Genomic DNA, 12,258 nt, shown 5'->3' on the forward strand with positions numbered 1-12,258 from the left:
TTGACGACGGCGCCTCCTCGACGACGCCCCGGCCGGTTCACCCCCCACCCGGCCGGGGCGTTCGCCGTGTCCGGACATGGCTCTGCGCCGCCCGGCAACTCATCCGTTCCTGGACGGAGTTCGGAGAAAAAAGGCGCGGATGGTCCGGAACGGCCTCCCCTTCCACGCCCTGTTCACCTCTCGGTGTACGGCCACCATCCCGGTTCCGGTGTGCCCCTGTCAGGCCCCGCAGCCGGGCTCTTCGCCTTCACCACCCCGCTGAGCTGCGGGAATTGGCCCCGCCCCGAGAATGGGGCGAGAGGGCCCGGACCGTGGCAAGGGCCGTGCGGGACACGTTCTCGTGACGTGCGGGACACGCTCGGGCAACGGAACCGTCTTCAACTCTTGACACCCACCCCTTCCAGGCAGCAACCTTCCGGCATCGGCGCATGGGAGCGCTCCCACATCGCACGGGTTTTTCCCGTACGGACAGAACGGCCCGTGTCTCCCCCCTTGCACTTCCCGGCACTCGCACTCACCAGCGCGTATGCCGCGCAGTAAGAACGCCAGTCCCACCCTGGAAACAAGGAGTAGTGGAATGCGCATCACCCGCACCGTCGGCGGTCGCCGCCGCAGAGCCGCGGTCATCGCCACCACGGGCCTGACGGCCACCGCCCTGTTGCTGGCCGGCTGCAGCAGCGACTCGTCGGACTCGGGCAAGAGCTCCGACGCGAACGGGAAGATCACCCTGACCGTCGCGGACTACGGGCAGTTCGGCTACAAGGAGGCCGGGCTCTTCGCCCAGTACCACAAGCTGCACCCGAACATCACGGTCAAGGAAGACGTCACCGCTGATGAGAAGGTCTACTACCCCAAGATGCTCCAGGAGCTGAACGCGGGCAGCGGGCTGGCCGATGTGCAGGGCGTCGAAGTCGGCCGGATCAAGGAGGTCGTCGACACCAAGGCGAACGACTTCGCCGACCTCAGCAAGGTGATCAACGTCGGTGACTGGGTGCCCTGGAAGGAGAAGCAGGCCACCACGTCCGGCGGCGCGGTGATCGGCGCCGGCACGGACATCGGTCCGATGTCGCTCTGCTACAACACCGAACTGTTCAAGAAGGCCGGGTTGCCGACCGACCGCGCCGCGGTCGCCAAGAAGGTCGCGGGCGGCTGGAACTCGTACCTCCAGCTCGGTGAGGAGTACAAGAAGAAGGCCCCCGCGGGCACGTACTTCATGGACTCCGCGAGCGCGATGTTCAACGCCGTGGTGAGCTCCAACGCGAAGCAGTACTACGACGCGAGCGGCAAGGCGATCTACAAGGACAGCCCCAGCGTCAAGGAGGGCTGGAACCTGGCAGCCGAGGCCGCGTCGAAGAAGCTCACCCAGGGCCTCGCCCAGTTCAACGACCCGTGGGTGGCCGCACTGCGCAAGGGCACCATCGCCACGGTGGCCTGCCCCGCGTGGATGGCGGGCCAGATCTCGACCAACGCCGGTGCGGGGAACAAGGGCAAGTGGGACATCACCACCGCTCCCGGTGCCACGGCCGCCAACTGGGGCGGCTCCTTCCTGGCCGTCCCGAAGAAGGGCAGCCACGTCACCGAGGCCAGCGCTCTCGTCAAGTGGCTGACCGCCCCCGCACAGCAGGCCGCGGTGTTCAAGGCGATCGGTGTCTTCCCGTCCAACAAGGGCGCGTACGACCTGCCCGAGGTGAAGAACGCCAAGCTGCCGTACTTCAACAACGCTCCGATCGGACAGATCTACGCCGACGAGGCCAAGACCATCCCTGAGGCCGTGATCGGCGAGAAGGACGGTGTCATCAAGGACAACTTCTCGACGCAGATCAACAACATGGAGCAGCGGGGCACCAGCCCGGACGACGCGTGGTCCGCGGCCACCAACGCGATCGACAAGGCCATCGGCTGACCAGCGCCGGGCGGGCGGCCCCGCCGTCCGCCCGGCACCGGCCGTCCACCCGGCCCCTGCGCCAAGCCGGCACCCGCCCGGTCCACCGCGCCGTGTCGGCGCCCCTCAGGGAAGGACTCCCGACCGTGTCCACCTCGGCACCCGCCCGGGATGCTTACGCCCCGCCCCCCTCCGGTTCCCCGCAGACCTCGGCGGCCGCCCGCCGGCAGAAGTGGCGCAGCAGGCTGTGGCGGTTCGACGACAAGGCGTCGCCGTACGCCTACATAGCCCCGTTCTTCCTGGTCTTCGGTGCCTTCGGGCTCTATCCGCTCCTCTATACCGGCTGGATCGCCCTGCACCGGGTGGAGATGACCGGCCTCGACCAGATGCAGTGGGTCGGCTGGGCCAACTTCGACCGGATCCTGCACGACGCCGAGTTCTGGACGGCGGTCGGCAACACCTTCCTGATCGGGGTGATGTCGACGGTCCCGCAGCTGCTCGTCGCGCTGGGCCTGGCCCATCTGCTCAACTACAGACTGCGGGCCAGTACCTTCTTCCGGACCATCATCCTCACCCCGTACGCCACGTCGGTGGCGTCGGCCGCGCTCGTCTTCGCGCTGGTCTTCCGGGCCGACGGCGGCCTGCTGAACTGGCTGCTGCACTTCATCGGCCTCGGCCACACCAACTGGGCCAACGGGCACTGGACTTCGAAGATCGCCATCTCCGTGATCGTCATCTGGCGGTGGACGGGGTACAACACCCTGATCTACCTGGCCGCGATGCAGGCGGTGCCCACCGATCTGTACGAGGCGGCCTCGATCGACGGAGCCTCGCGCTGGCAGCAGTTCCGCAAGGTGACCGTGCCTTCGCTGCGGCCGACGATCCTCTTCACGATCGTCATCTCGACCATCGGCTCCATGCAGCTGTTCGGCGAGCCGCTGCTCCTTGAGGGCGGCACCCTCGGCGCGACCGGCGGCAACGAGAATCAGTACGAGACGCTCAGCGTCTACCTCTACAACTACGGCTGGAATCTGGGGCATCTCGGTCCGGCCGCCGCGGTGGCCTGGGCGATGCTCGCTCTGCTGCTGATCATCGCCGCGATCAACTGGCTCATCGGCCGCTTCGTACGCAAGTCCGCGGTCTGACCGGGAGCGAAATCCATGACCATGACCAGCCCCACCCACGCGCCCGGTCTCACCACCCGGCCGGCCGCCGCCCCACCCGCGCCCCGCCGCCGCTTCAGGCCCGGCGCGGGCCAGCAGCTCAAGGGCGGCCCCTTCGCCTACCTCGCGCTGATCGCCGTCGGCATCGGCTCGATCCTGCCGCTGTACTGGACCCTGGTCGCCGCGTCCCACACCCAGGACGAAGTGCTGGCCAGTACACCGCCGTTCCTGCCGGGCGGGCGGCTCGTCCACAACCTCGAAGCGGCCTGGAACCAGGCCCATCTGGGCAAGGCGATCGTCAACTCCGTCATCGTCTCCGGCTGCATCACCGCGGCGACGCTCTTCTTCTGCACACTGGCCGGGTACGCCTTCGCCAAGATGCGGTTCCGGGGCCGCGGCGGGCTGATGACCGCCGTCATCGCCACCCTGACCATCCCCCCGCAGCTCAGCGTCGTCCCGCTCTTCATGATGATGTCCAAGATCGGCTGGGGCGGGAACCTGGAGTCGGTGATCTTCCCGACCCTGGTGAGCGCGTTCGGCGTCTTCTTCATGCGGCAGTACCTGCTGGAGGCACTGCCGTACGAACTCATCGAGGCGGCCAAGCTCGACGGCGCCAACAACCTCCGCATCGTGCGCAGCGTCGTCCTCCCGGCGGCCCGCCCCGCGATGATGGTGCTGGGGATGCTCACCTTCGTCCAGGCCTGGAACGACTTCTTCTGGCCCTACCTCGCCCTGAACCAGCAGAACCCCACCCTGCAAGTGGCACTCGGCCAGCTGAGCGCCTCGTACACGCCCGATCAGAGCATCGTGATGGCCGGCGCGCTGATCAGCACGCTGCCGCTGCTCGTGGTGTTCGTGATCTTCGGCAAGCAGATCGTCGGAGGCATCATGTCCGGCGCCGTCAAGGGGTGACGCCCGCGTCCCCCGCCCCCCCCCGGTGCGTCCCGTACGGCCCGCGCCTGACCGCGGGCCGTACGGGACACCAAAGACGTCCCCTGCCCGGCCCCCTTCCCGTCAGCCCCTGTCCGTCCACCCCTGGGAGCGCTCCCGCATGACCGCCGTACGATCCGAGACCACCACCCGTGAGCAGGCGCCCGCGACGACGGATTTCCCCGTGGACTTCGTCTGGGGCGCGGCCACCGCCGCCTACCAGGTGGAGGGCGCCGCCGCCTCCGACGGCCGCACCCCGTCCATCTGGGACACCTTCAGCCACACCCCGGGCAAGGTCCGCAACGGTGACACCGGCGACATCGCCGCCGACCACTACCACCGCTACCGCGACGACGTGGCGCTGATGAAGGAGCTGGGCCTCAAGGCGTACCGCTTCTCCGTCTCCTGGTCGCGGGTGCAGCCCACCGGCCGGGGCCCGGCCGTGGAACGCGGCCTGGACTTCTACCGCAGACTCGCCGACGAACTCCTCGAAGCGGGCATCACCCCGGTCGCCACCCTCTACCACTGGGACCTGCCGCAGGAGTTGGAGGACGCGGGCGGCTGGCCCCACCGGGCCACCGCCGACCGCTTCACCGACTACGCGGCGATCATGGCCGGCGCCCTCGGCGACCGCGTCGGCATGTGGACCACCCTCAACGAGCCGTGGTGCTCCGCCTTCCTCGGGTACGGCTCCGGGGTGCACGCCCCGGGCCGCACCGAACCGGCCGCGACCCTGCGGGCGGCCCACCATCTCAACCTCGCCCATGGCCGGGCGACCGAGGTTCTGCGCGGTCAACTCCCCGCCACCGCGCAGATCTCGGTCACCCTCAATCTCCACCAGGTCCGGCCGCTGACCGGCAGCGCGGCCGACGCCGACGCCGCGCGCCGGATCGACGCGGTCGGCAACCGGATCTTCACCGGCCCGATCCTGGACGGCGCCTACCCCGATGACCTGATCGCCGACACCGCGCACCTGGTGGACTGGTCGGAGCTGGTACGGGACGGCGATCAGGCCACCATCGCGGCCCCCGTCGACGTGCTGGGCGTCAACTACTACACACCGACGCTGGTTTCGACACCGGATACCGGCGCCGGGGACACCCGCGACGACGGCCACGGCAGCAGCGACCACTCGCCCTGGACCGGCTCCGAGCACGTCGCCTTCCACCTGGCGGAGGGCAAGAAGCGCACCGCGATGAACTGGGCGATCGACCCCGACGGGCTGTACAGCCTGCTGACGGACGTCAGCCGGGACCACCCGGGACTGCCGTTGATGGTCACCGAGAACGGCGCCGCCTTCGACGACTACGTCTCGCCCGAAGGCCGGGTCGCCGACCCCGAGCGGATCGACTACCTGCGCGGCCATCTCGACGCCGTACGGCGGGCGGTGGCCGACGGCGCCGATGTGCGCGGGTACTTCCTCTGGTCGCTGATGGACAACTTCGAGTGGGGGTACGGGTACTCGAAGCGGTTCGGCGCGGTCTACGTCGACTACGCGTCCCAGCGCCGGATCCCGAAGTCGAGCGCCCACTGGTACGCCGACGTGATCCGCCGCAACGCACTGCCTCCGGTGGACTGACCCGGCCGGGCCCCGGCGGACGGAGGGGACCGGTCCCGTGCCCGGTCCGGTCCGTTTTCCGGCGGCCCGCCCACCCCGTACAGTGGGAGCGCTCCCACCAGGGGTGCGCGGTACGGGGCGGACCCCTCCCCGAGCGTGTCGAGGAGCCGACGACCGGACTTGGTCCGGTTATCCGACTTGTGAGAAATTGACCGCGAACGGGAGGCAGCCATGGCGGCAGCGCGAGTACGGAGCGGCGGGCGGCCCACGCTCGAAGAGGTCGCGGCACGGGCCGGGGTCGGACGCGGCACGGCATCCCGGGTCATCAACGGATCGCCCCGGGTCAGCGCCCGCACCCGCGAGGCCGTCGAAGCCGCGGTCGCCGAGCTGGGTTACGTACCCAACCGGGCGGCCCGCGCGCTCGCCGGGAACCGTACGGACGCCATCGCCCTCGTCGTCCCCGAGCCGGAGACCCGCTTCTTCGCCGAGCCGTACTTCTCGGACATCGTCCGGGGCGTCGGTGCCGCGCTCGCCGACACCGAGATGCAGCTGCTGCTCACGCTCGTCGGCAGCGACCGCGAGCGGGACCGGCTCGCCCAGTATCTGGCCGCGCACCGGGTGGACGGGGTGCTGCTCGTCTCCGCGCACGCGGACGACCCGCTGCCCGAGCTGCTGCAGCAGCTCTCCATCCCGGCCGTGGTGAGCGGCCGGCGCTCCGACCGGGAGACGCTTCCCTCGGTCGACTCGGACAACTACCAGGGCGCGCGCAGCGCCGTCGGGCACCTGGTCGCGCGGGGCCGGCACAGGATCGCGACGATCACCGGACCGCCCGACATATACGCCGCGCAGTGCCGCATCGACGGGTACCGCAAGGCCGTCGCCGCCGCGGGCGCCGACGGCGACGAGGCGCTCGTCGCCCCGGCCGACTTCTCCGAGGAGAGCGGTCGCCGGGCGATGGAGCTGCTGCTCGACCGCCGGCCCGATCTGGACGCGGTGTTCGCCGCGTCCGACGTGATGGCGGCCGGAGCCCGCCAGGTGCTGCGCGAGCGCGGCCTGCGGGTGCCGGACGACGTGGCGCTGGTCGGCTTCGACGACTCGGTGATCGCCCGTCATATGGACCCGCCGCTGACGAGCGTGCGACAGCCGATCGAGGAGATGGGCCGCGCCATGGCCCGTCTGCTGCTCTCGGAGATCGCGGCGCACCGCTCGCCCGGGGCGCCCGCCGTCGAGCGGACCCAACTGGTGCTCCCGACGGATCTGGTGCCGCGGCTCAGCTCGTAGGCCCTGTCCGGCCGGAGGCGGCTGCCGCGGATACGGAGAAGGGCCGATCTGCTGAAGCAGATCGGCCCTTGATCGAAAAGGGTGAGTAACGGGACTCGAACCCGCGACATCCTGGACCACAACCAGGTGCTCTACCGTCTGAGCTATACCCACCATGACCGTGTCGTTTCCGACCGGCCGAGAAAAAGTGTACAGGGTCCGGGAGGGTGCTCGCTCCCGCCTTTCGGGCGGGTCGCCGGCCGTCCGCGCGGAGCGCCCGCGGGATCCTAATCCGCAGGCAGGACGTACTTGGCCGCGATCTTCTTCGCGGTGTCCGAGTCCGGGCCCGGCTGCGGTACGAAGACGGCCTCCCGGTAGTAGCGCAGCTCCGCGATCGACTCGCGGATGTCCGCCAGCGCCCGGTGGTTGCCGTTCTTCTCCGGGCTGTTGAAGTAGGCCCGCGGGTACCAGCGGCGGGACAGCTCCTTGATCGATGAGACGTCCACGATCCGGTAGTGCAGGTAGCCCTCAAGATCCTTCATGTCGCGCAGCAGGAAGCCCCGGTCGGTGCCGACCGAGTTCCCGCAGAGCGGCGCCTTGCCCGGCTCCTTCACGTGCTCGCGTACGTACGCCAGCACCTGCGCCTCGGCGTCGGCCAGTGTGGTGCCGCCGTCCAGTTCGTCGAGCAGGCCGGATGAGGTGTGCATCTTCCGCACCACGTCGGGCATGGTCTCCAGGGCCTCGGCGGGCGGGCGGATCACGATGTCCACCCCTTCGCCGAGCACGTTCAGCTCCGAGTCGGTGACCAGTGCGGCCACCTCAATGAGTGCGTCGTCCGTCAACGAGAGCCCGGTCATCTCGCAGTCGATCCACACCATGCGATCGTTCATACGCCCTACCTTAGACCGGTCGGCACGGACACCTGACGGAACAGGGGGCCGGGCCCTGAGGCCCGGCCCCCTGGGGGCACTGCTAGGTCGCGCTCCGTTGCCCCGGGACCACCGGGCGGCCCGGTGCGTACGTGTCCGAGCCGGGCTTTCCCGGCTCTGGCAGCGCGGGGGAGCCCTGCGGTGGCGCCGGGGGCTGGGCGCCGCCCGGTCCCGCGGCGCGGCGGGCCTGCGGGACGCCGTCCGCCGCCGGGGCCACCGGTACGGGTTCGGACCCCTGCGGCCTGCGGGCCCGGTACGCCGTCCGGTACGCGGCCGGTGACGAGCCCAGCTGGCGCCGGAAGTGGCCGCGCAGCGCGACCGGCGAACGGAAGCCGCAGCGGCCCGCGACCTCGTCCACCGAGTAGTCCGACGTCTCCAGCAGGCGCTGCGCCTGCAGCACCCGCTGCGTGATCAGCCACTGGAGCGGCGCGCTGCCGGTCAGCGAGCGGAACCGGCGGTCGAACGTCCGGCGGCTCATGTACGCGCGGGCCGCCAGGGTCTCCACGTCGAACTGCTCGTGGAGGTGCTCCAGCGCCCAGGCGACGACCTCCGCGAGGGGGTCGGAGCCGATTTCCTCCGGTAAAGACCTGTCGAGGTAGCGCTCCTGGCCGCCGGTCCTGCGCGGGGGGACCACCAGCCGCCTGGCGAGCGCTCCCGCCGCGTCCGCGCCGTGGTCCGTCCGCACGATGTGCAGGCACAGATCGATTCCCGCCGCGGTCCCGGCCGAGGTCAGGACGTCGCCGTCGTCGACGAAGAGCTCACGCGGGTCCACGTGGACCGACGGATAGCGCTTCGCGAGTGTCGGCGCGTACATCCAGTGCGTGGTCGCGGGCCTGCCGTCCAGCAGTCCCGCGGCGGCCAGCACGAAGGCGCCGGTGCACAGGCCGACGATGCGCGCACCCTCCTCGTGGGCGCGGCGCAGTGCGTCCAGTGCCTCGGGCGGCGGCGGCGAGGTGATCGACCGCCACGCCGGGACGACGACGGTGCCGGCCCTGCCGATGGCCTCCAGGCCGTACGGCGCGGTGAGTTCCAGTCCGCCCGTGGTGCGCAGCGGCCCCTCTTCGCCCGCGCACACCAGCAGCCGGTAACGGGGCACCCCGGCGTCCTGCCGGTCGATGCCGAAGACGGAGAGCGGAATCGAGCTCTCGAATATGGGGCCGCCGCTGAAGAGCAGTACCGAAACGATCTCCTTGCGGCGGCGCCCGGAGAGCTTTCTTACGGTCTCCGCCACGGCGATGGAGTCCTGGCCCTGACTCATGGTGCTAAGCCCCCCTCGGTGCTCACGGCTCCCTGATCCTGTCGGGACTGTCGCTCCTGCAAACTGCTTTTAATCGTCACAGCCCCTCGGTCCAGCACGAGTTCCCCCCGCCTCTTACCCATGATCGAATCTACTGCGTCCCGTGCTGCCGGCGTGACAAGTTCGACTGACGGCGTTATGTCGACATGGCAACTTGGCGCGAAGCATTCGATCAGGAAGCGTTTCACTCAGGAAGCCCGCAGGGAAGTGGGCATCCCGCGCATGGCCCGTCCCAGTAGGGTGCGAGAGCCGCCTGTGGTCCTTTCATCCCTGGTGGCACCGGGGTTGACGTATCGTTCCGCCAAGGTCGGGGTGGGTCGCGTAAGTTGGCTGAAAACGATCGGGCGCGCGGGTGGGATTCAGTCAGAGGCCCGGCGTGCGCCTCTCAGACTGCCACCGGAACCTGTGCGCTCCCCGCACGCCGGGCCCGCGCGGCGGACGAACGGCGGCCGGGCGGCGGCCGTACGCCCCCTGTCTGCCCGGCGGGCGGCGGCCCGGGGTCCGGCGTGTGTGCGGAGCCGCGAGGGGGAGCGCGGACGGGAAGCGCGCGGCGGTCGGTTTTCGGCTCCGGCGGCACGGGCGGGAAGCTGTAGATACCACCTGGCATTGCCATTTACCGGCCCGCTCGGGCATGCTCCCTGGAACGCCGGACTGGATCGGCGTGCGGTGGGCAGAGGAGGAGTGTCGCCGTACTCTGGAGGGTATGGGCTTGGGAAGATGATTCCCGGACACAGCTCCGCCGGACACGCTCCACCGTCAACTGCCGTTCCCTCCCAACAGGATCTTCTTCGCCGAGATACCGATGGCCGGTTACGAATTCTCCGAACCCGCGGACCGCAGGAAGATCGCCGATCCATCGGCCGAACTCCATGCGGCGGACGCACCACGTCACGCATGTGATCCCGCTTTCAGACACGGGGTCGTCGTCGGTTTCGACGGCTCGACCTCCAGTGAGCGGGCCCTTGCCTATGCCATCGGCATGGCCGTACGACTGGGCTCCGGCCTGATCATCGTCCACGTCGCCAACCGGCTCCCGACCACGGTCTGGGCGGGCTGCGAGCCCCCCGTCTTCGTGGACGTGCCCGACCACAGGACCGAAGTGCTCGGCCTCGAACTGGCCTGCGCCGACTATCTCGCCGACGTGCCCTGGATCCTGGTGGAGCGCGGCGGCGACATCTGCCACGAGCTGGAGGAGGTCGGCCGGGAGTACTCCGCGGACGCGATCGTGGTCGGCTCGACGCACGGCATCGTCGGGCGGATCTTCGGCTCGGTGGCCGGGCGGCTGGCGCGGCGCGCCCAGCGGCCCGTCATCGTCATCCCGTGACGCGGCCCGGCCGGGCACGGGACGCCGCCGCCTCCGCCGGGCAACACCGGCTGTTCCCGTGGAGGTTGCCCCCGGGAACAGCCGGGCGGGCGGCTACTCGACGGTGACCGACTTCGCCAGGTTGCGTGGCTTGTCGATGTCCCGGCCCAGGGACAACGCCGTGTGGTAGGCGAGCAGTTGCAGCGGGATCCCCATCAGGATCGGGTCAAGCTCGTCCTCGTTCTTGGGTACCACGATCGTGTGGTCGGCCTTCGGCTGCTCCTGGTGCGCGACCGCGAGGATGCGCCCGTCGCGCGCCTTGATCTCCTCCAGTGCCGCCCGGTTCTTCTCCAGCAGATCGTCGTCGGGCACGATCGCGACCGTCGGCATGGCGGGCTCGATCAGCGCGAGCGGCCCGTGCTTCAGCTCCGACGCCGGATACGCCTCGGCGTGGATGTACGAGACCTCCTTGAGCTTCAGCGAGGCCTCCCGCGCCACCGGGTAGCCGCGCACCCGCCCGATGAACATCATCGACCTGGCATCCGCGTACTCGCCGGCCAGCTTCTCGATCTCGTCCTCCCGGTCCAGGATCTCGGCGATCTGACCGGGCAGCTTCCGCAGCCCCGCGATGATCCGCTTGCCGTCGGCCACCGACAGGTCGCGGATGCGGCCCAGGTGGAGCGCGAGGAGCGCGAAGGAGACCACCGTGTTGGTGAAGCACTTCGTCGAGACGACGCAGACCTCCGGGCCCGCGTGCACGTACACACCGCCGTCGGTCTCGCGCGCGATCGCCGAGCCGACGACGTTCACCACGCCGAGCACCCGCGCGCCCTTGCGCTTGAGCTCCTGCACCGCCGCCAGCACGTCGTACGTCTCACCGGACTGCGACACGGCGACGTACAGCGTGTCGGGGTCCACCACCGGGTTGCGGTATCGGAACTCCGAAGCGGGCTCGGCGTCCGCGGGGATGCGGGCCAGCTCCTCGATCAGCTGGGCGCCCATCTGGCCCGCGTGGTACGAGGTGCCGCAGCCGAGGATCTTCACCCGGCGCACGCCCCGCGCGTCCCGGGCGTCCAGGTTGAGGCCGCCCAGGTGCACGGTGGAGAAGCGGTCGTCGATCCGGCCGCGCAGCACCCGGTCGACCGCCTCGGCCTGCTCGGAGATCTCCTTGTGCATGTACGTGTCGTGGCCGCCCATGTCGTACGACTCGGCCTCCCACTCCACGGTGGTCGGCGTCGACGAGGTGGTGGAGCCCTCGGTCGTGTACGTACGGAAGTCGTCGGCCTTGAGGGTGGCCATCTCGCCGTCGTCCAGCGTGACGACCTGGCGGGTGTGCGAGACGAGGGCCGCCACGTCGGACGCGACGAACATCTCCTTCTCGCCGATGCCCAGGACGACCGGCGACCCGTTGCGGGCGACGACGATGCGGTCCGGGAAGTCCGCGTGCATGACCGCGACGCCGTACGTGCCCTCGATCACCCGCAGGGCCTCGCGGACCTTCTCCTCCAGCGTCGCCGCCGGGGAGCGGGCGATGAGGTGCGTGAGGACCTCGGTGTCGGTCTCGGAGAGGAACTCCACACCGTCGGCGTTGAGCCGGGCGCGCAGGTCGGACGCGTTGTCGATGATGCCGTTGTGGACGACGGCGACCTTGCCCTCCGCGTCCAGGTGCGGGTGGGCGTTGAGGTCGCTGGGGGCGCCGTGGGTGGCCCAGCGGGTGTGGGCGATACCGGTGGTGCCCGCGAAACGCTTGGGGACCCGGGCCTCCAGCTCACGGACGCGGCCCTTCGCCTTCACCATCTTCAGCGCGGTGGACTTGGGAGAGGAGATGACGATGCCCGAGGAGTCATACCCCCGGTACTCCAGCCGCTGGAGCCCCTCCAGCAGCAGCGGTGCCACATCACGCTTGCCGATGTACCCGACGATTCCGCACATATCG

The 12,258-nt window shown here is 70.0% G+C and carries 9 protein-coding genes and 1 tRNA gene; 6 read left to right on the plus strand and 4 right to left on the minus strand.

All coding sequences use genetic code 11. From position 1 onward, the window contains the following. The first annotated feature begins 577 nt into the window (after nucleotides 1-577). The 5 genes from OG285_RS23325 (at nucleotide 578) to OG285_RS23345 (ending at nucleotide 6,814) form a co-directional block, all read left to right on the plus strand. The gene (locus OG285_RS23325) at nucleotides 578-1,903 is read left to right on the plus strand and encodes an ABC transporter substrate-binding protein (protein WP_356833724.1); all 1,326 of its coding nucleotides are present in this window, start codon (nucleotides 578-580) and stop codon (nucleotides 1,901-1,903) included. A 125-nt stretch (nucleotides 1,904-2,028) separates the two neighbouring features. Next, nucleotides 2,029-3,027 carry a carbohydrate ABC transporter permease gene (locus OG285_RS23330; protein ID WP_371792096.1) on the plus strand — a complete coding sequence of 333 codons (999 nt, stop codon included), beginning with the start codon at nucleotides 2,029-2,031 and terminating at the stop codon, nucleotides 3,025-3,027. Between the two features lie 15 nt (nucleotides 3,028-3,042). Further along, nucleotides 3,043-3,957, plus strand: a complete 915-nt coding sequence (locus OG285_RS23335; protein ID WP_356833729.1) for a carbohydrate ABC transporter permease — start codon at nucleotides 3,043-3,045, stop codon at nucleotides 3,955-3,957. 139 nt (nucleotides 3,958-4,096) lie between these two features. After that, nucleotides 4,097-5,554, plus strand: a complete 1,458-nt coding sequence (locus OG285_RS23340) for a GH1 family beta-glucosidase (protein ID WP_371792097.1) — start codon at nucleotides 4,097-4,099, stop codon at nucleotides 5,552-5,554. Between the two features lie 210 nt (nucleotides 5,555-5,764). Then, nucleotides 5,765-6,814: a LacI family DNA-binding transcriptional regulator gene (locus tag OG285_RS23345; RefSeq protein WP_356833733.1), complete on the plus strand. Its 1,050-nt coding sequence runs from the start codon at nucleotides 5,765-5,767 to the stop codon at nucleotides 6,812-6,814. Between the two features lie 80 nt (nucleotides 6,815-6,894). Here OG285_RS23345 and OG285_RS23350 read toward each other — a convergent pair. From OG285_RS23350 to OG285_RS23360, 3 genes are all read right to left on the minus strand, one after another. Then, a tRNA-His gene (locus tag OG285_RS23350) sits at nucleotides 6,895-6,967 on the minus strand. 113 nt (nucleotides 6,968-7,080) lie between these two features. Continuing rightward, nucleotides 7,081-7,683: an oligoribonuclease gene (orn, locus tag OG285_RS23355; protein WP_328326792.1), complete on the minus strand. Its 603-nt coding sequence runs from the start codon at nucleotides 7,681-7,683 to the stop codon at nucleotides 7,081-7,083. A gap of 82 nt (nucleotides 7,684-7,765) precedes the next feature. Then, a complete protein-coding gene (locus OG285_RS23360; protein ID WP_356833737.1) occupies nucleotides 7,766-8,980 on the minus strand; it encodes a helix-turn-helix domain-containing protein in 1,215 nt (404 codons plus the stop codon). Between the two features lie 841 nt (nucleotides 8,981-9,821). On the opposite strand from OG285_RS23360, the gene OG285_RS23365 reads away from it, so the two are divergent. Beyond that, entirely contained in the window at nucleotides 9,822-10,343 is a 522-nt protein-coding gene (locus OG285_RS23365; protein WP_356833739.1) for a universal stress protein, read from the plus strand. A 93-nt stretch (nucleotides 10,344-10,436) separates the two neighbouring features. Here the strand turns inward: OG285_RS23365 and glmS are convergent, their stop codons facing one another. Beyond that, nucleotides 10,437-12,254, minus strand: a complete 1,818-nt coding sequence (gene glmS / locus OG285_RS23370; protein ID WP_356833741.1) for a glutamine--fructose-6-phosphate transaminase (isomerizing) — start codon at nucleotides 12,252-12,254, stop codon at nucleotides 10,437-10,439. Between the last annotated feature and the right edge of the window lie 4 nt (nucleotides 12,255-12,258).

The sequence above is a fragment of the Streptomyces sp. NBC_01471 genome (assembly GCF_041438865.1).
Lineage (GTDB): Bacteria > Actinomycetota > Actinomycetes > Streptomycetales > Streptomycetaceae > Streptomyces.